Origin of the sequence: Mesorhizobium sp. B2-2-4, from assembly GCF_006442375.1 — a bacterium.
Classification (GTDB): domain Bacteria; phylum Pseudomonadota; class Alphaproteobacteria; order Rhizobiales; family Rhizobiaceae; genus Mesorhizobium.
On sequence record NZ_VFWB01000002.1, the window covers coordinates 184,363 to 201,708 of the forward strand.

18 protein-coding genes are annotated in these 17,346 nt (G+C 64.5%); 9 read left to right on the plus strand and 9 right to left on the minus strand.

Features of this window, described 5'->3' with window-relative positions:
• Nucleotide 1: 1 nt before the first annotated feature.
• On the plus strand, nucleotides 2–658 hold the full coding sequence (locus tag FJ959_RS06005) for a GntR family transcriptional regulator (RefSeq protein WP_140555566.1): 657 nt from the start codon (nucleotides 2–4) through the stop codon (nucleotides 656–658).
• A gap of 32 nt (nucleotides 659–690) precedes the next feature.
• Here the strand turns inward: FJ959_RS06005 and FJ959_RS06010 are convergent, their stop codons facing one another.
• Genes FJ959_RS06010 through FJ959_RS06030 form a run of 5 tightly spaced genes read right to left on the minus strand, consistent with a single transcriptional unit; the run spans nucleotide 691 to nucleotide 5,429 of the window.
• Nucleotides 691–1,989: an FAD-dependent oxidoreductase gene (locus tag FJ959_RS06010; RefSeq protein WP_140629040.1), complete on the minus strand. Its 1,299-nt coding sequence runs from the start codon at nucleotides 1,987–1,989 to the stop codon at nucleotides 691–693.
• Nucleotides 1,986–2,963, minus strand: a complete 978-nt coding sequence (locus tag FJ959_RS06015) for a branched-chain amino acid ABC transporter permease (RefSeq protein ID WP_181171987.1) — start codon at nucleotides 2,961–2,963, stop codon at nucleotides 1,986–1,988. Before FJ959_RS06015 ends, FJ959_RS06010 begins: the two co-directional genes overlap by 4 nt.
• Nucleotides 2,960–3,868, minus strand: a complete 909-nt coding sequence (locus FJ959_RS06020) for a branched-chain amino acid ABC transporter permease (RefSeq protein ID WP_140629046.1) — start codon at nucleotides 3,866–3,868, stop codon at nucleotides 2,960–2,962. Before FJ959_RS06020 ends, FJ959_RS06015 begins: the two co-directional genes overlap by 4 nt.
• Complete coding sequence (locus FJ959_RS06025) at nucleotides 3,865–4,632, minus strand: ABC transporter ATP-binding protein (protein ID WP_140562033.1); 768 nt, start codon at nucleotides 4,630–4,632, stop codon at nucleotides 3,865–3,867. Before FJ959_RS06025 ends, FJ959_RS06020 begins: the two co-directional genes overlap by 4 nt.
• Entirely contained in the window at nucleotides 4,629–5,429 is an 801-nt protein-coding gene (locus tag FJ959_RS06030; RefSeq protein ID WP_140520932.1) for an ABC transporter ATP-binding protein, read from the minus strand. The genes FJ959_RS06025 and FJ959_RS06030 overlap by 4 nt, the downstream gene beginning before the upstream one ends.
• Nucleotides 5,430–5,574: 145 nt before the next feature.
• Between FJ959_RS06030 and FJ959_RS06035 the strand changes: the two genes are divergently transcribed.
• The 6 genes from FJ959_RS06035 to FJ959_RS06060 all read left to right on the plus strand — a co-directional run bounded on the left by FJ959_RS06035 (nucleotide 5,575) and on the right by FJ959_RS06060 (nucleotide 9,965).
• Nucleotides 5,575–6,303, plus strand: coding sequence for a GntR family transcriptional regulator (locus tag FJ959_RS06035; RefSeq protein WP_140497664.1), 729 nt, complete (start codon nucleotides 5,575–5,577; stop codon nucleotides 6,301–6,303).
• A gap of 9 nt (nucleotides 6,304–6,312) precedes the next feature.
• Nucleotides 6,313–6,801, plus strand: a complete 489-nt coding sequence (locus tag FJ959_RS06040) for a DUF3830 family protein (RefSeq protein WP_140497666.1) — start codon at nucleotides 6,313–6,315, stop codon at nucleotides 6,799–6,801.
• A 1-nt stretch (nucleotide 6,802) separates the two neighbouring features.
• Nucleotides 6,803–7,162 carry a TIGR04076 family protein gene (locus FJ959_RS06045; RefSeq protein ID WP_140497668.1) on the plus strand — a complete coding sequence of 120 codons (360 nt, stop codon included), beginning with the start codon at nucleotides 6,803–6,805 and terminating at the stop codon, nucleotides 7,160–7,162.
• On the plus strand, nucleotides 7,159–8,214 hold the full coding sequence (locus tag FJ959_RS06050; RefSeq protein WP_140629049.1) for an aldo/keto reductase: 1,056 nt from the start codon (nucleotides 7,159–7,161) through the stop codon (nucleotides 8,212–8,214). Before FJ959_RS06045 ends, FJ959_RS06050 begins: the two co-directional genes overlap by 4 nt.
• Complete coding sequence (locus FJ959_RS06055; RefSeq protein ID WP_140629052.1) at nucleotides 8,211–8,642, plus strand: DUF4440 domain-containing protein; 432 nt, start codon at nucleotides 8,211–8,213, stop codon at nucleotides 8,640–8,642. Before FJ959_RS06050 ends, FJ959_RS06055 begins: the two co-directional genes overlap by 4 nt.
• 63 nt (nucleotides 8,643–8,705) lie before the next feature.
• Entirely contained in the window at nucleotides 8,706–9,965 is a 1,260-nt protein-coding gene (locus FJ959_RS06060) for an ABC transporter substrate-binding protein (protein WP_140623694.1), read from the plus strand.
• A gap of 108 nt (nucleotides 9,966–10,073) precedes the next feature.
• On the opposite strand, the gene FJ959_RS06065 is transcribed toward FJ959_RS06060, so the two are convergent.
• Nucleotides 10,074–11,735 carry an alkaline phosphatase family protein gene (locus FJ959_RS06065; protein WP_140629055.1) on the minus strand — a complete coding sequence of 554 codons (1,662 nt, stop codon included), beginning with the start codon at nucleotides 11,733–11,735 and terminating at the stop codon, nucleotides 10,074–10,076.
• Between the two features lie 131 nt (nucleotides 11,736–11,866).
• Here FJ959_RS06065 and pcaD point away from each other — a divergent pair, with 131 nt between their 5' ends.
• A complete protein-coding gene (gene pcaD / locus FJ959_RS06070; RefSeq protein WP_140629058.1) occupies nucleotides 11,867–12,691 on the plus strand; it encodes a 3-oxoadipate enol-lactonase in 825 nt (274 codons plus the stop codon).
• Here the strand turns inward: pcaD and FJ959_RS06075 are convergent.
• Genes FJ959_RS06075 through FJ959_RS06085 form a run of 3 tightly spaced genes read right to left on the minus strand, consistent with a single transcriptional unit; the run spans nucleotide 12,681 to nucleotide 15,732 of the window.
• Entirely contained in the window at nucleotides 12,681–13,544 is an 864-nt protein-coding gene (locus tag FJ959_RS06075) for a carbohydrate ABC transporter permease (RefSeq protein WP_140583863.1), read from the minus strand. The two genes, pcaD and FJ959_RS06075, sit on opposite strands and share 11 nt — an antisense overlap.
• Entirely contained in the window at nucleotides 13,541–14,431 is an 891-nt protein-coding gene (locus tag FJ959_RS06080) for a sugar ABC transporter permease (protein WP_140555552.1), read from the minus strand. Before FJ959_RS06080 ends, FJ959_RS06075 begins: the two co-directional genes overlap by 4 nt.
• Nucleotides 14,432–14,439: 8 nt before the next feature.
• The gene (locus tag FJ959_RS06085) at nucleotides 14,440–15,732 is read right to left on the minus strand and encodes a sugar ABC transporter substrate-binding protein (RefSeq protein ID WP_140629060.1); all 1,293 of its coding nucleotides are present in this window, start codon (nucleotides 15,730–15,732) and stop codon (nucleotides 14,440–14,442) included.
• Between the two features lie 321 nt (nucleotides 15,733–16,053).
• Here FJ959_RS06085 and FJ959_RS06090 point away from each other — a divergent pair, with 321 nt between their 5' ends.
• Nucleotides 16,054–17,322: an extracellular solute-binding protein gene (locus tag FJ959_RS06090; RefSeq protein WP_140514572.1), complete on the plus strand. Its 1,269-nt coding sequence runs from the start codon at nucleotides 16,054–16,056 to the stop codon at nucleotides 17,320–17,322.
• The last annotated feature ends 24 nt before the right edge of the window (nucleotides 17,323–17,346 follow it).

Below are 17,346 nucleotides of genomic sequence, written 5' to 3' on the forward strand. Positions count from 1 at the left end.
CATGCTGAAGCTCGAACATCAGACCCTGAACGACCGCGCCTATGGCGCGCTCAAGCAGGAGCTGATTTCGGGCGGCTTCAGCCCGGGCCAGACATTGGTCATCCGCAAGCTTGCCGAGACGTTCGGCATTTCGACGACGCCGATCCGCGAGGCGCTGCAACGGCTCGTCGCCGAGCGGCTTCTGGAATTGCAGAACAACCGCTCGATCATCGTGCCCTTGCTGTCTGCGCCGGCCTTCGAGGAACTGACCCGCATCCGCGTCGCGGTGGAGGGGCTGGCGGGCGAGATGGCCGCCTCGCGCATCACCGAAGACGGGCTGGTCGACATACAGGCCACGCTGGCGGGCATGCAGCGCGCGATCGAGGCGGGCGACGCCGGGGCCTATCTCGCGCTCAACGAGGCCTTCCACTTCGCCATCTACCGGCATGCCGGCGCGCCGATCCTCCTCAACATGATCCGTGATCTCTGGGGGCGGGTTGGGCCCTATCTCAAGCTCCTGATGCAGGCTGAGCGCTACAAACCCCAGTCGAACGAGGCGCATCGCAAGATCGTCGCGGCATTGGCGCAGCGCAACGGCGCCGACGTCAGGACCTCCATAGAACAGGACATCGCCACGGCGGCAGCGGTGCTGGCGGGGAACCTTCGCGCGGCCGAATGACGACGCGATCCCGTCGCGCCCCGGCGATCGGCCTATCCGGTCTTGTCCAGCCGGTCGCGAAGCATGCTCCACGGCAGCAGCGCGTTCGGCGCGAAGCGCAGCAGGCTGTGGAACGGCATCGGCGACGGTGGCCCGAAGGGCAGCGGCAGATCGCGGGCGTCGGTTCCACCAGCCCAGTCCGCAAGCACCTTGCCCATGGCCGTGGTCATGGCGATGCCGCGACCGTTGCAGGCGCGACCTGCGATCAGCCCCGGTCCGAGATCGATGAGGTGGGGCAGGAAATCGGGTTCGACTGCTGCCATCCCCGACCAGCCATAGGCGAGCGGCGGCAGGTCCGGGAGCTCGAGATGCCGGGCCAGCCGCCGCTGGATCGTCTGCGGCAGGCGTCGGTCCGCACCGGGGCCGAAGACATGCATGCCGCCGCTGATCAGCCTGTTTTCGGCATCGAAGCGGTAGGTGAAGAGATTGCGTCTCGTGTCGCCGACGCCTTGCCCGCCGGGCAACAGGCGGCTGCGCACCTCGCGCGGCAGCGGCGCCGTCGCGATCTGGAAGATTTTCAGCGGGAAATAGGTTTTCCGAAGCCCCGGATTGAGCTGTCCGCCATAGGCGTTGGTGGCGATCAGCACCTTTCCTGTGCGCACCGAACCCATTTGCGTCTTCAGCGACCAGCCGTCCGCGATACGGTCGATCGCGGCGACGCGCGTGTGCTCGAACAGGCGCGCGCCGGCTTTTTCCGCCACGTCGGCCAGGCCGCGCGCATAGGCGACCGGATTGAGCACGCCTCCTGAACGATCCATCCAACCGCCGACATAACCGCGGGCGCCGGTCAGCGCCTCGATTTCTTGCCGGTCCAACACGACGGCCGGTCGGCCGCGCTCCGCCCATTGCCCCGCGCGTGATTTGACCTTTTCGAGCGCGACAGGGGAATGTGCCGGCTGGATCCAACCGTTCTGCACCGCGTCGCACTTGATGTCGTGCCGCCTGATCAGGCCGAAGACCAGGTCGGCGCTGCCAGCGGCGAAGTCGATCAGCCTCTCGCCGCGCGCGGGGCCTAGATGGGCCTTTATCGCATCCGGATCCATTTTGGCGAAGTTCGGTACGATGAAGCCGCCATTCCTGCCGGTAGCGCCCCAGGCGATGGTTTCGGCCTCGAGAACGGCGACCGAAAGACCTCTGGCCGCGGCATGCAAGGCCGTCGAAAGGCCGGTGAAGCCGCCGCCGACGATGGCAAGGTCGACATCGAGCTCGCCTTCCAGCGCCGGGCGGAGGCGGGTCTCACGGCTGACCGCGTGCCAAAGCGAAAGCGCTTCCTGCCGGGCCATTGCGGTCACGAGCCGCTCTCGCTGGCGGCCACCTTCGCCCGCTTGCCGAGCCGTGCCCGCCGCGGCCGTTCCCCGAACAGTCCGTTGGGGCGGACCAGGAGGATAATGCACAGCATGACGCCGATTGCCACGATCTGCAGGGATGCGGCGCGGGCCTGTTGCTCCGGCGGGAACAGCGCGCTGGTCAGCGTGCCCGACCCGGCCCATATCCCCCAGACCAGGATGCTGCCGATGACGGCACCGGCATTGCTGCCCGAGCCGCCGACGATCAGCATCACCCAGACCTGGAAGGTCAGGATCGGCAGGTAATTGTCCGGCGCAATGAAGCCGGTGAAATGCGCCTGCAAGGCGCCCGCTAGGGCCATGATGGCACCGCCGACCCCGAAGGCCTGGACACGGTAGAAGCGCGCGCTCTTGCCGAGCGAGATCGCCGCCCGCTCGTCCTCCCGCAGCGCCTTCAGCACCCGGCCCCACGGGCTGCGAGACAGGTGCTCCAGCGCCAGATAGGCGACCAGCGTGACCGCCGAGACGACGGCAAGGTTCGACAGGTTGAACAGCAGCGGCGTCTCGGCGAGGCTGCCGAAAGGGCGCGGGATGAAGCCGATGCCGAACGGACCGCCGGTCAGTTTCTGCGCATTAAGCGCGACCAGTTGCACGACCACGGCGACGCCGAAGGTGGTGATGGCAAGGTAGTCGGATCTGAGCCGCAACGTGGCGATGCCCGTCAGGGCCGCGGCGATGCCGCCGACGACCATGGCGCCGACCCAGCCGGCCAGGATCGGTAGCCCAAAACCGCCCAGACGCGCGGCATCGTCCGGCGTCGTCAGCAGCGCCGATGTATAGGCGCCGATGGCGACGAAGCCGGCGAGCCCGACATTGAAGAGCCCGGTCAGCCCCCATTGCAGATTGAGCCCCAGCGTGACGAGCGAAAAGATCAGCGCCGTGGTCAGGAAGAAAGCGCCATAGCCGAGCAGGTCCATCAGCGTTCCCTCACACCAAAAAGGCCGATCGGCCGCACGAACAGCACCGCCATCAGGATGATGAAGGAGACCGCCGCGCGCCATTCGGCGCCGATCAGTTGCACGGCGCCCGCTTCGGCGAGCCCGATGATCAACCCGCCGAGCACGGCGCCCGGGATGCTGCCGATACCGCCGAGAATGGCGGCGGCGAACATCGGCAGCAGCATGTCGAAGCCCATGAACGGGCGGATCTGCACCAGGATGCCGATCATCACGCCGGCGACGCAGGCAAGCGCTGCGCCGAGGACCCAGGTGACGCGCACCACCTTGACGACGTCGATGCCGACGACGCGGGCAAGGGCCGCATTCTGGCTCAGGGCCTGCATGGACCGGCCGGTCTGCGTGCGCGTCATCAACAGGTGTACGCCCAACACCAGAACCGCGGTCAGCAGCAAAAGCGCGATCTGGTCGGGCGTGATGCGGAAGCCGAAGCCGACCGGCATGGCGATCTGGATGGCGCGGCTGAAATAGGTCGGGCGTGAGGTGAAGGTGAACTCGAGCAGGCTTCGCAGCGCCATCGAGGCGCCGAAACTTGCCATCACCACGATGATGGCCTGGCCCTGAGAGCGCAGCCGCGCGAACAGCACCTTGTCGAGCAGCAGCGCCAGCAGGGCGGTGAATGCCATGCCAATGACCAATGCGACGATGAGCGGCCAGCCGAAGGAAAGCGGGGCGATCGGCGCCACCTTGCCGATCGTGGCGCCGATGGCGCCTACGACGGCCAGCGTCGCATAGGTGCCCCAGGCCATGAAGTCGCCATGGGCGAAGTTCGAGAAGCGCAGGATCGAATAGGTCAGCGTCACGCCGATGGCGCCGAGGCCTATCATCGAGCCGGTCAGCAATCCGTCGACGATGAATTGCAGGTTCATGCCGCACTTCCCTTGCCTGAAGGCGCGGCCTTGCCGGCACTGTCCGGGCGCTGGCCAAGATAGAGCTCGGCGACCACCGGATCGCTCCACAATTCAGCGGCGATGCCCTCGTGCCGGTCCTTGCCTTCGACCAGCACATAGGCGCGGTCGCCGATGGCGAGCGCCGCCTTGGCGTTCTGTTCGACGAGAAGGATGGTGACGCCGGACTTGCGGATGCCGGCCAGCATCTCGAACACCATCGAGACGAATTTCGGCGACAGGCCGGCCGACGGCTCGTCCAGCACCAGCACCTTGGGGTGGACGATCAGCGCCCGCGCCACGGCCAGCATCTGGCGTTGCCCGCCCGACAGATTGCCGGCGGCGATGCGGCGCTGGCGCGCCAGGTCGGGGAAGGTCGCGTACATCTCGTCGATGCGGGCGGGAACCCCGCGGCGCTCGATGATGCCGCAGGCAACCCTGAGATTGTCGTCGACCGACATCAGTGGAAACACGTTCTCGGTCTGAGGCACGAAGGCGAGCCCAAGCCGCACCATGGTGTGGGCCGGTGCGGTGGTGATATCCTTGCCGTCGAGGAGAACGGTGCCGCCGGTGACCGGGACGAGACCGGCAATTGCCTTGATCAGGCTCGACTTGCCGGCACCGTTGGGGCCGAGAACGACGACGATTTCGCCCTTCCTCACCGTGATCGAGGCACCGCGCACGATCGGCACGCCGGGTTCGTAGCCGGCTTCGAGGTTGCGGACGTCAAGCACGGTGCCGGTCACGCCGCGCCCCCGAGATAAGCCTCTATCACGCGCGGATCGCGCGCCACCTCGTCGGCCGTGCCTTCGCACAGAAGCTCGCCGCCCGCCATCACCAGGACGCGATGGCAAAGCCGCGTCACCATGTCGATGTTGTGCTCGATCAGAAGAAAGGTGATGCCGCTTCTGTTGATGTCGCGGATGCGGTCGATGATGACTTCGAGCAGCGTGGCGTTGACGCCGGCCGCGGGCTCGTCGAGCAGGATGATCGCCGGGTCGGCCATCATCACACGGGCAAGTTCGAGCAGTTTGCGCTGGCCGCCCGAAAGCACCCGCGCCGGTTCGTGCGCCAGCCGGGTGAGCGAGACGAGTTCAAGCAGTTCGGCAGCCTTCTCGGCGGCTGCCTTCTCTTCGGCGGCGACCCGCCACGGAATCAGGAAATTGGCGAGCAGCCGCTCCCCTGCCTGACGTTGCGCGGCGAGCATGACGTTTTCGATCAGCGTGAGATTGGGCAAGGGCCGGGGAATCTGAAAGGTGCGCCCAAGACCGCGGCCAATGCGCAGGTGCGCTGCTTCGCCGGAGACGAGCGCCCCGTTGAGACGTATCTCGCCGCTTGTAGGCAGGATGCTGCCGGCGAGCAGGTCGAACATCGTCGTCTTGCCGGCGCCGTTGGGGCCGATCAGGCCGAGGATCTCGCCCGGGCGGACCTCGAACGAGACATCGTTGACGGCGACAAGGCCGCCGAAACGCCGCACGACGTTCTTTGCTGCCAAAACCGGCGCCTGGGTCTCCGTCCCATGCCGTTTCGCCGTGTCGTTCATCAAGCCCTCTGGCCGAAGCGATCTTTGCCGCTTTCTGATTTTTTGATTTGTGATCACACTTGCTTTGATCACGCTAATCAGCTTTAATTTTCTCCGCAAGCCGAAAACAGGCCAGGCCGCCGAAAAGGCCAAGATCGGGAACGCCATGCAAAGGGCTGCTGTCGAGCGCACCAACGAGGTCATCGCCGCGCAACTCGCGCCGGTCGGCCGCGAGACGGTGCAGGACCGCGTCTATTCCGAATTGCGCCGGGCGCTGATTGGCGGTCTCTTCGAGCCGAGCCAGGTTCTGACCATACGCGGCCTTGCCGATGCGCTGGTCACGTCTACCATGCCGGTGCGCGAGGCGCTTGGGCGGCTGATCACGGAAAAGGCGCTGGAAGCGCTTCCAAACCGCTCGGTGCGGGTGCCGCCGATCACGCTGGAACGCATCGACGACCTCCTGCGCGCCCGTGCCCTGATCGAAGGCGAAGCAATCGCGCTTGCCGCCGCGCGCATGGATCCGCGTCAGATCGCCACCATCGAAACCATTCTCGGTGAATGGGACGAGATGCGGGCGCTGAAGCACAAGAAGGATGTCGACCGCGAGGTGACGCTCAATCAGAGCTTTCATTTCGAAATCTATCGCGCCTGCGGTTCCGCCGTGCTGATCCCGATGATCGAGAGCCTCTGGCTGCAGTCGGGACCATGCATCCGAGTTGCAATCTATGCCTTTTCCGAGGCCGGCGAGGTCGACACCGCCCATTATCATCGCAGCATCGTCGCCGCGCTTGCGGCGCAGGATGCCCAGGCCGCACGCGAGGCGCTGGTGGCCGACATCAGCCGCCCTTTCGCTTTCCTGCGCGACAAGCTGAAGTTGACGGCAAAAGCGGAGTGAATGCCTGATATGACCAGACGCATCATCAGGATCACCGAGCCGCATTCCGAGCTGTCGGTGACGGCGCAGTTGCTGCCGGAAAAAGCGCCAGAGAACGCAACGTTCCTGTGGTCTTACCTGGCCGAGCCGCGCGTCGTCGCGGGCATTCATGCCATGTGGACCGGCCCGGAAATCTCCTGTCCGATCCCCGCGGCGCATCTGGACGGCGAGGCCTTTGCCCAGGCCTTGCCGGCGGAGAACGCGACGCTGACGCCGCAGCCCGGCGACATCGTGCTTTCCTATGTGCCGCCGCGCATGTGGGGCGGCAACCCGCATGCGATCTTCGACATCGGCCTGTTCTACGGGCAAGGCGCGCGCCTGCTGTTTCCGATCGGCTGGCTGGCGGGGAGCGTCGTTGCGCAGGTGCTGCCTGAGCAACGCGATCAGTTCGCATCTGCCTGCGGCATCATTCGCCGCAATGGCGCCTGCGACGTCACCTTCGCGCGGCTGGAGAGCTGAAATGGCTGAACGCGACGACAGCTTCGAACTTTTCGACCTCCGCGTCGAGGCTGTCGTCCCCGAGGGCAAGCCGGTGTATTGCGGCGCCAGGCCCGGCGACTATTTCGAGCTGAAAGGCGAGATGCTGTCGATGCCGGTGGGCCAGGGATTTTCGATCTATTCCATAGCGGCCGTGCTGCCGCTGCTGGCGGCGAAGCAGCGCCCCACCCATGCCAATGACTGGATGACCTCGGATGCCGAGATCGCCTGTCCCGATCCCAATTGCGCCAGCAGGCTCAGAATCGTCAGGACCGGCAAACGGCGGTTCAGCCACGCCGAGACCACGGCGGTGCCGCTGCCGAAGGAGAGTGAGCAGAGATGACCGCCAAGACTTTCGAACTCAGCCCCGGCTACACAATCTCGCGCGTCATTCGCGGTGGCTGGCAGTTGGCCGGCGGCCACGGCGCGGTCGACCGTCAGCAGGCAGTATCTGACCTGATCGCCACGTTCGACGCCGGCATCTGGACCTATGACTGCGCCGATATCTACACCGGCGTCGAGGAGCTGATCGGAGCGGCGCGGCTGCGTCTGGCCAACGAACGTGGTCTCGATGCCGCCGCCAGGATGAGGGTGCACACCAAGCTCGTGCCAGACCTCGAGCGGCTCGCCGGCATCAGCCGCGATTACATCAGAGGCATAGTCGACCAGTCTCTGCGGCGGCTGAAGACCGAGCGGCTCGACCTCGTGCAGTTCCACTGGTGGGACTATTCAGTGCCTCGCTATGTCGACGCGATGGGTTGGCTCGACGAGCTCCGGCTGGAAGGCAAGGTGCGCAATGTCGGCACCACCAATTTCGATACGCAGCGTCTGGGCGAAATCCTGTCGGCCGGCGTGCCAGTCGTCAGCCAGCAACTGCAATACTCGGTCCTCGACCAGCGTCCGGCGGCGAGCCTCGCCGCGCTCGCCGCGCGCAACGGCGTCAGCTTTCTCTGCTACGGTTCGGTGGCCGGCGGCTTTCTCGGCGACAGATGGCTCGGCGTCGCCGAGCCGGACATGCCGCTCGAAAACCGCTCGCTGGTCAAATACAAGCTGATCATTGACGATTTCGGCGGCTGGGAGCTCTTCCAGGCCCTGCTCAGTGTGCTGAAGCGGATCGGCGACCGCCACGGCGTCGACATCGCCACTGTCGCCAGCGCCTGGGTGCTCGAGCAGCCGCAAGTGGCGGCCGTCATCGTCGGCGCCCGGAACCAGGCGCATGCGCTGGCCAATGCGAAGGTCATGGATGTCGCGCTCGGGACTGAGGATCGGGCAGAGATCGGCGCCGTGATCGCCCAGAGCCGCGGTCCCCTCGGCGACGTCTACACGCTGGAGCGCGATCGTCACGGCCGCCACGGCTCGATCATGCACTACAATCTCAACGCGGCCCGGCCATGAGCGCCACCACCGAAAGGCTGTTTTCGCGGGCCAGCACCGAAATCGTCGAGTTGCATCGCTTCTTCGTCGACTGGTTCGTCGCATCGCGCGCCGGCAAGGCCGATTTCAGCCGCTTCGAACGCGTCATGGGCGAAGGCCTGGCCATGGTCACGCCTGACGGCACGGTCTTCGATCGCGATGCGGTGGTCGACCATGTCCGCGCAAGCCGCGCTTCCTGCGACGAAGCCTTCGCCATCTCGATCGAGGACATCCGGCCGGGCTGGCAAACCGGCGACGCGATCGTCGTGCTCTATGTCGAGGCGCAGTTGCGAGGCGGCAAGCATAGCCGCCGTCAGTCGAGTGCGCTCTTCACCACCAATCCATCGGCGCCCAACGGCGTCGAATGGCGACATCTGCATGAAACCTGGCTGCAGATGCCGGAAAGCTGAACAGGCTCCAGGCGTGAAATTTGGTTCGTGTAACTCAATTCGTGTAGCTCAAGGGGAACAACAATGAGAAAGACGATACTCCAACTCACCACCGCGCTCGCTCTCGTGATGATTGCCGGCGCGGCCCATGCCGCCGACTGCAAGATCACGGTCGGCCTCGTCATGGAATTGACCGGACCGGCCGGTGAATACGGCCAGGCCGGCGCGAAATCGGTCGAGATGGCCTTCCGCGACATCAACGACGCTGGCGGCGTTCGCGGCTGCGATCTGGTGACCGACACGCGCGACAGCCAGAGCCAGGGCAACATCGCCGTCGATGCGGCGACCCAGTTGGTTCAGGTCAAGAAGGTGCCGGTGATCATCGGCGGCATCATCTCCTCTGTGTCGATCCCGATCCTGACCTCGGTCACCGCACCGGCCAAGATCGTGCAGGTCTCGCCGGCTTCGTCCTCGCCGACGCTGACCGCACTCGGGCGCGACGGCAAGACCAACGGCATCTTCTTCCGCACCATCACCTCCGATGCGCTGCAAGGCGTGGCCGCCGCGAAATACGCCATCGACAAGGGCTTCAAGAAGCTGTCGATCATCCATGTCAACAATGATTTCGGGGTCAACATGGTGGCCGAATTCTCCCGCGCCTACAAAGCGCTCGGCGGCACCGTCGTCTCCGACACGCCCTACAATGAGAAGCAGTCGAGCTATGCCTCGGAAGTCACGGCGGCCATGGCCGGCGAGCCTGACGGGCTTTATCTCGTCAGCACGCCGGTTGACGGCGCCACCGTCGCCCGCACCTGGATTTCGCAAGGGGGCGTGCAGAAATTCCTGCTCAATGACGGCATGAACAGCCCGGACTTCATCGAGTCCGTCGGCGCCGACTATCTCAAGGAGGCCTATGGCACCTCGTCCGGCACCAGCCCGACCGCCTCCACCGACTACTTCACCAAGAACTACAAGGCGTTTTCGGGCATCGAACCGTCCAATCCCGCGGCCGACCGTTCCTATGATGCCGGCGCCATCGTCGGCCTGGCAATCGCCATCGCCGGCTCAGAGGATCCGGCCAAGATCAAGGACGCCATGTACAAGGCGGTCGATCCGGCCGGCGCGCCGATCTTTGCTGGCAAGGAAGAATTCGCCAAGGCGCTCGGATTGATCAAGGACGGCAAGCCGATCCGCTACGAAGGTGTAATCGGCCCGGTCGCCTTCGACAAATATGGCGACATCACCGGTCCGTTCCGCCTGTGGAAGATCGTCGACGGCAAGGTAACGACCGACGGTGAAATGACCACGGACGACGTCAACGCCCTGCAGGCGAAGCTCCAATAGGCCGCCACATCAGGCAGTCCGGCACCGATCGCTCGATGCCGGACTGCTCGCAACCCGCTCCGGCACTGCGCTCTGAAAACATGCCGTCCACAACAATGGCTGCGGGTTTCATTCTCCCGACCTGCGTGACAGCCAGCGCCTGCGTCTTTCGCGCTGTTCGGCGAGCTCGGCCTCGTCCCAGTAGCCGATCAGCACGCCGGGCTCGATCAACGGATCGAAGTGCCGCATCTTGTCGTCGTTTCCCGTCAGCCATTCCTCGGCGGCGGTGATGCGGTTGTTGGGCAGCGCCAGCCAGCGGAACAGCGCCTGCCGCAGTCGTTCGATGTCGGCCGCCGCCGATGCTTCGGTGCCGAGGTCGCGCAATTCGTCCGGATCGCCGTTCAGATCGAAGAACATCGGCGCCAGGCCCTCGCCATGGACCAGTTTGAAGCGGCCGTCGGTGATCATGTAGAGCTTGCAGTCGGCGACCGGCATAACGAGCTTCAGCCGCGCGGCATCGCCGCCATAGTCGTACTCGCTCACCGCGTGGCGCCGCCAGTTCACGTCCTGGCCGGCCAGCAGCGGCGCCAGCGACCGGCCCTCGAGAACGTGCGGCTTCGCCTTGCCGCCGAAGAAGTCGAGGAAGGTGGGCGCGAGGTCGATCATCTCGACCAGCGCATCGGACGTCGTGCCGCGCGTCGCGTCGGCCTGCCGGCGCGGATCGTAGACGATCATCGGCACCTTGGCCGCGACATCGTGGAACAGGTATTTTTCGCCCAGCCAATGGTCGCCGAGATAATCGCCGTGGTCGGAGGTGAACACGATCATCGTGTTGTCGAACAGGCCGCGCTCCTCCATGAACCCGAACAATCCGCCCAACTGATCGTCGATCTGTCTGATCAAGCCCATATAGCAGGGAACGACCGTTTCGCGGACCTCGTCGCGGGAGAAGTTCCTGGAATAGCGCTCCTGCTGGAAGGCTTCGAAGATCGGGTGGGGCGAGACGCGTTCTGCTTCGCTGCGCACGACCGGCTTTATGTCGGCCTTGCCGTACATGTCGTGATAAGGCGCCGGCACGATGTAGGGCCAGTGCGGCTTGATGTAGGAGAGATGCGCGCACCAGGCTTCGCCCTTTGCCTCGGCCTCCTCGATGAAACGCATGGCGCGGCGCGTCATGTAGGGTGTTTCCGAATGCTCCTCGGGAATGCGCGCCGGCTTGTCGGCATGGACGAGCAGCCAGCCGTTGAAATTTTCGCCATCCTCGCCTTCGCCGGAATTGGCCCAGTGCTCCCACGGATTGGCGGCGTCGAAGCCGTGCTCGCGCAGATATTGGTCGTAGGCCGGGTCGGGATCGTAGGCAGACGACGGATGCAACCCGTCGTCGCGCTCGAACGGTTCGAAGCCGCATTCGGCGACGCGCACGCCGATGATGGACGCCTTGTCGATGCCGAGGCGCTCCATGCCTTCCTCGTCGGCCCTCATATGCGTCTTGCCGATCAGCGCGCAGCGCACGCCGATCTCGCGCAGATGCTCGCCGAGCGTAGGCTCGCCGACCCTGAGCGGCACGCCGTTATGCGTCGATCCATGCGACCGGACATAGCGGCCTGTATAGGCGCTCATTCGCGATGGCCCGCACACGGTCGATTGTACATAGGCGTTGGTGAAGCGCACCCCCCGGCTGGCCAGCCGGTCGATGTTCGGCGTGTGCAGGGTCTGGTGTCCGGCGCAGCTCAAATAGTCGAAGCGCAGCTGGTCGCACATGATGAAAAGGACGTTGCGGCGGTCTGTCATTGGTCGTCCGTCATTGTGGTTCGCGCAAGACCGGTGTGCCAGAACGGCCGATGTCCTACAACGATGCCTCAAAATATCATTTTACCCAACCAGATGCCTCATGCACTGTGAGAGCCGGGAGGGTCGAAATCGTGCCGTTCGTCACCATTGGCGGCCTTGCGCTGCACCATCGTTACATCGAGTCGACTGGCACCGCGCGGCCGGTGATCTTCATCAATTCGCTGGGTACCGATTTGCGCATCTGGGACGATGTCATCTCGCAATTAAGCGGTGACATGCCTCTGCTGGTCTACGACAAGCGCGGCCACGGACTTTCCGATATCGGCAGCGGCATCCGGTCGATCGATGATCATGTCGACGATCTCCTGGGCCTCATCGATCATTTCGATCTCGGCAGGGTCGTGCTGTTCGGCCTGTCGGTCGGTGGCTTGATCGCGCAGCGGCTCTATACCCGTCATCCCAGCTGCGTTGAGGCTCTGATCCTGTCCGACACGGCGCACAAGATCGGCACGGACGAGAGCTGGAATAAGCGTATCGCCACCGTCGAGCGCGACGGGATCGAGGCGATAGCCGACGGTGTGATGGAAGCATGGTTCACGCCCGGCTTCCATGCCGCGCGTGCGGCCGACCTTGCCGGTTGCCGCAATATGCTGACTAGGCAGGCGCTGCCGGGTTACATCGGGACATGCATGGCGGTCCGCGACGCCGACCTCACCGAGGCCGCGCGGCGTATCGCGGTGCCGACACTTTGCATGGTCGGCGACCAGGACGGCTCGACACCGCCCGATCTCGTCCGCTCGCTGGCAGCGCTGATCCCCGGCGCCCGCTTCGAAATCATTCCTAATGCCGGCCATATTCCCTGCATCGAACAGCCGGAGGCGGTGGTCGCGCTGATCCGCGATTTTGTCGCGTCGCCTCCTCCGGGGCAGAAACCTTTGAGCGCGGCTACCCCTTGATCGCCGAGCCGACGATGGAATCGACGAAAAAGCGCTGCAGCAGGACGAAGAGGATGAGCGGCGGCAGCACGGCAAGCGTCGCGCCGGCCATCACCAACCCGGTGTTGACGGCGCCTCTGTTGTAACTCAACAGCCGGCTGAGGCTGATGACGATCGGATAGGCGTCGGCGTTGCCTTGTAGCACGGTCAGCGGCCACAGATAGCTGTTCCAGTGATAGACGAAGGCAAACAGCGCCAATGCTGCGATCGCCGGCGCCACGCTGGGCGCCACGATCTTGAACAGGATCAGCAGTTCGGAGGCGCCGTCCATGCGCGCAGCGTCGATCAGATCGTCAGGCACGCTTGCAATGAACTGGCGCATCAGGAAGATACCGAAGGCATTGGCGAGGTTGGGCACGATGATGCCGGCGAGGCTGGCATTGAGGCCGATCGAGCCGACGAGGCGATAGAGCGGGATCAGCGTCACGATCGGCGGCAGGAACATGGTCGCGATCAGCACCGAGAACAAAAGCGAGCGGCCGGGGAAGTGGTATTTGGCGAAGGCGTAGCCGGCCATCATGCTGGTGATGAGGATACCGGCTGTGGTGATCGAGGCGATGACCAGGGAATTCCACATAGAACGGCCGACATTGACCACGCCCGAAACTTTCTCATAGGCGTCGAGGCTCGGCGTGTGCGGGATCCACACCGGCGGCACCTGCATGCTCTCGGCCGGAGTCTTGAGACTGGACAGAACCATCCAAACCAGCGGAAAGGCCGACGCCACGGCCACGAGCAGCATGAGCGTGGCCAGCAGCGCCTTGCGGCCGGCGGGGCGTCTGCGCGGCAACCGGCTCGACGATCCCGCGCTCATTCCTGATCCTTCCGGTTGGCAAAGGCGAACAGAGCGCAGACCACGACGATCAGCGACAGCATCAGCATGACGGCCATGGCCGAACCCAGTCCGCCCTGCGCGCGCTCGATGCCGACGCGGCGTATGTGATAGGTCAAGACATTGGTCGAGCCGACCGGCCCGCCCTGCGTGATCAGCGCCACCGGCTCGAACACCTGCACGGCGTTGATGATGGCGATCACCGCGCTGAACAGGAGTGTGCGCCGCAGCAACGGCAAGGTGATGAAGCGGAACTGCTCGAACCGGTTGGCGCCGTCGAGTTTTGCCGCCTCGTAGAGGCTGCCGGAAATCTGGGTCAGCCCCGCAATAGCCAGCACCGTGAAATAGCCGACCTGCTGCCACACATTGAGCAGGACGATCGAGATCAGCGCCGAGCGCGGGGACGACAGAAAGGGCTGCGGGCCGACGCCGATCAGGCCGAGCATCTGGTTCAGCGGCCCTTCACCAGGCGAATAGAGTTTCGACCACACCAGCGCCACCGCGATCATCGGTACCACATAGGTGGAAAACAGCACGGTCCGCAGCGCCGTGCCGCCGCCAACATCGTGCTGGTGGACCATCAGCCCGAAGGCGACCGAGAGCGGCAGGATGAGGATGACGGAAAGCGCGGTGTAGATGGAGGTGTTGATCAACGCGCCCTTGAAGTCGCGTCCGACCGATGAGGCGCCGAAAATCTCGCGAAAATTGTCGAAGCCAATGAAGGCCGCATTGGAAAAAGGCGTCTGCGTCGACCAGTCCTGGAAGGATAGCCAGACGGTGAGCAGCATCGGCAACAGGATGAAGATGCCGATCAGCGTCACGGCGGGCGCCAGCATGATGCCCGCCGAGGCACGGTACCTGTTGATCATGGTTCGGTCTACTTGGCGGCGCGCTCCAGGATCGAGGCGGCGTCCGCTTGCGCCGTCGCCTGCGCATCCTTGGCCGAGACCTGGCCGTACTGCAACGCCTCCAGCGTCTGCTGCAGGGATTCCGAGAACTCCTGTCCGCCCGGCACGACCGGGAAGGGCTTGGCGTCGGCCAGCACGCTGACATAGCCCGACAGGAATTCCGAGCCGAGCTTGTCCTTGTGGGCCTCGATATCGGAGGAGCGCGAGGGCAGGATGCCCATCGACATCAAGATGTCGGACATCGCCGAGGCGCCGTTCTTGCCGGATCTCGGATTGTTGAGCCAGGCCAGGAATTCCCATGCGGCCTTCTGCTCGGCCTCGCCGGCATTGCCGTTGACCACGGTCATCCAGGAATAGGAGATCGAATGCGGCTTGTCGCCGCTCGGGCCGACGGGGATTGGTGCGGTGGCGATATCCGCGAACCTGTCGCCCATGCCTGCCTTCAGCGCGCTTTCCCACCAATTGGCCATGATGATCATGCCGGTCTTGCCGGAGACGAAATTGTCGAGGAAGGGGCCGGTGGTGTTGGCGTCTGCCGTCGCCATGGCCGGCACGCTGGCGCCCGATTTGATGAGATCCTCATAGAGCTGGAAGGTCTGCGCGGCCTGCGGAGTGTCCAGCGCCGGCTTGCCGTCTTTGACCAGGTCGCCGCCATTGGAGACCAGCAGCGAGGCGAAGGGGTGGACGACGCCCGCCGCCCAGGAATTGATCATGCCGAAACCCTGCTGGCCGGCATCCTTGTTGGTCAGCTTCTTCGCCGCGTCCTTGAACTCGTCCCAGGTCTTCGGCGCAGCAGTAATGCCGGCCTGCTTGAACAGTGCCTTGTTGTAGTTCAGCGCGTAGACGTCGATCTCGTTGGGAATGCCGTAGAGCTTGCCGCCGACCGACGCGGCGCTCACCACGCCAGCGGGCCATGCTCCCTTGACCTCTTCGGCGACGGGGTCGGGGGCGGGCGCGACGAGCTTGTCGCGGGCGAGCTCAGGCAACCAGAGATCGTAGACGCCGCCGATCGTGGGACCGTCCGCGCCGCCGCCCTGGGAGCGCAGCGTGGTCAGGAGATCGCCGAAGGGAACGGCGCGCACGGTGACGCTGACATCTGGATTTGTCTTCGCATAGTCCTTGGCCGCCGCTTCCAGCAATGCGACCGTCTCCGGCGACCAATGGGTGAGATAGGAGATGTTGACCGACTGCGCCCAGCCGCTGGCGGGCAGGATGGCCAGGCTCGCGGCCAGAGCCAGTTTCGAAGTCCAGGCAAGAGACATCCTCATCCTCCCTCAGGCTAGCGATCACGATGACGTTATGACAACATGAAGCATTGGCGCAAGGGCCCGATTGCGAAAAAGCTGCGCATGGCGCTGTCCCTGATTTCTCTGCTGTCCGTTCACATACGGAATTTACAGTTGAAATACAGTTAGCTATGAAGGAATCATGGTTGATTGGCTTAGCCCAGCCGTTCCCGGAGGGAGTGTCAGACCTCTTGCGGATGCTGCTATGTCGTTATAATGACTTTCCTGAGGAATGACTCTCCGCGGCGTCGATAGGGCCGTGGGACGCCAAGGACAGATAAAAATGGGAGACTGGCAATGAGCATGCTTTCAATTCACCGACGCGCAGCCCTTGGCCTGATCGGCGGCCTTGCCGCCTGCGCTGGCCTGTTCACCAGCCTGCCGGCGCGGGCCGACAGCACGGTGACGCTGTGGAGCTGGCGCACCGAGGACGAAGCCGCGATGCGCCGCATCTTCGATGCCTTCGAGGCCAAGAACCCAGGCATCAAGGTCAACATCCAGTTCACGCCGGATGCCGACTACCAGAACCGCCTGAGCACGGCGTTGCGTGGCGGGCGCGGGCCCGACATCGCCCAGCTCAAGGCCTATGGCGAATTGCAGCCTTTCGTCGAGGCGGGCTATCTCGACGCGCTCGACGAGAGCGTGCCGGAACTGAAGAGCATGCCGGACGCAGCCCTTGGCGGCGCGCGTGGGCGCTCCGACGGCAAGCTCTACGGCGTGCCCTATTCGGTGCCGATGATGGGCGTCTTCTACAACAAGGATATCTTTGCCGCGCAGGGCATCGAGGTCCCCAAGACCTACAAGGATTTCGTCGCCGCCTGCGACAAGCTGAAGGCGGCCGGCATCACGCCGATCGCCACCGGCGGCGCCAACGGCTCGGCGTGGGAGCTGGAGATCGGCGTCGGCGTCATCGGCCCGACCGTCTACGGCCCCGGCTTTTACGACGAGATGATGACCGGCAAGGCGACCTTCGAGGATCCGCGCTATGTCGCGGCGCTGAAGCGCTTCGCCGAGCTGAAGCCTTATTTCCCCGACGGCTTCGCCGGGATCGACTACACCACCGCCACCCAGCAGTTCATTGGTGGCAAGGCCGCGATGTTTCTTGGCGGTTCGTTCGAGAATGGCAGCTTCAAATCGCAGAACCCGAAGCTGAAATTCTCGATCTTCCCGTTCCCGGCCGACGATGCGGGGGCAAAGCTCTACACCTCGGCCTTCTCGGACGGCTCCTACGGCCTCGTCTCCGAAAGCGCGAACAAGGAAGCCGCGATCAAGGTGCTGGACTTCATGGCCTCGGCCGAATTCGCGCAGATGTTCGCAGACGAACTCGGCTGGCCGCCGGCCCGCACCGATGTCACGGTGAAGGACCCGGTATTGGCCGAGATGATGGAGATGTCGAAGAACTCGACGCCCTACCTGACGCTGGTCGGCTTCCGCTGGCAGTCGCCGACGGCCTCTTCCGTCCTGCAAGCGGAGATCATCGACATGGTCGAAGGCAACATCGCACCGGAGAAGCTGGCGGCCGACATGCAGGCCGCCGTCGCCACCTGGTTCAAGCCGAAGCAGTAAGGAGCCGGGCCGGCCGCAATGCGG

What these genes read in the sequence shown, in the direction of transcription:
- FJ959_RS06035 (WP_140497664.1), top strand. Translation starts at nt 5,575, where the DNA reads ATGCAAAGGGCTGCTGTCGAGCGCACCAACGAGGTCATCGCCGCGCAA.
- FJ959_RS06050 (WP_140629049.1), top strand. Translation starts at nt 7,159, where the DNA reads ATGACCGCCAAGACTTTCGAACTCAGCCCCGGCTACACAATCTCGCGC.
- FJ959_RS06060 (WP_140623694.1), top strand. Translation starts at nt 8,706, where the DNA reads ATGAGAAAGACGATACTCCAACTCACCACCGCGCTCGCTCTCGTGATG.
- FJ959_RS06020 (WP_140629046.1), bottom strand. Translation starts at nt 3,868, where the DNA reads ATGAACCTGCAATTCATCGTCGACGGATTGCTGACCGGCTCGATGATA.
- FJ959_RS06065 (WP_140629055.1), bottom strand. Translation starts at nt 11,735, where the DNA reads ATGACAGACCGCCGCAACGTCCTTTTCATCATGTGCGACCAGCTGCGC.
- FJ959_RS06005 (WP_140555566.1), top strand. Translation starts at nt 2, where the DNA reads ATGCTGAAGCTCGAACATCAGACCCTGAACGACCGCGCCTATGGCGCG.
- FJ959_RS06040 (WP_140497666.1), top strand. Translation starts at nt 6,313, where the DNA reads ATGACCAGACGCATCATCAGGATCACCGAGCCGCATTCCGAGCTGTCG.
- FJ959_RS06045 (WP_140497668.1), top strand. Translation starts at nt 6,803, where the DNA reads ATGGCTGAACGCGACGACAGCTTCGAACTTTTCGACCTCCGCGTCGAG.
- FJ959_RS06090 (WP_140514572.1), top strand. Translation starts at nt 16,054, where the DNA reads ATGAGCATGCTTTCAATTCACCGACGCGCAGCCCTTGGCCTGATCGGC.
- FJ959_RS06030 (WP_140520932.1), bottom strand. Translation starts at nt 5,429, where the DNA reads ATGAACGACACGGCGAAACGGCATGGGACGGAGACCCAGGCGCCGGTT.
- FJ959_RS06075 (WP_140583863.1), bottom strand. Translation starts at nt 13,544, where the DNA reads ATGAGCGCGGGATCGTCGAGCCGGTTGCCGCGCAGACGCCCCGCCGGC.
- FJ959_RS06085 (WP_140629060.1), bottom strand. Translation starts at nt 15,732, where the DNA reads ATGTCTCTTGCCTGGACTTCGAAACTGGCTCTGGCCGCGAGCCTGGCC.
- FJ959_RS06055 (WP_140629052.1), top strand. Translation starts at nt 8,211, where the DNA reads ATGAGCGCCACCACCGAAAGGCTGTTTTCGCGGGCCAGCACCGAAATC.
- FJ959_RS06080 (WP_140555552.1), bottom strand. Translation starts at nt 14,431, where the DNA reads ATGATCAACAGGTACCGTGCCTCGGCGGGCATCATGCTGGCGCCCGCC.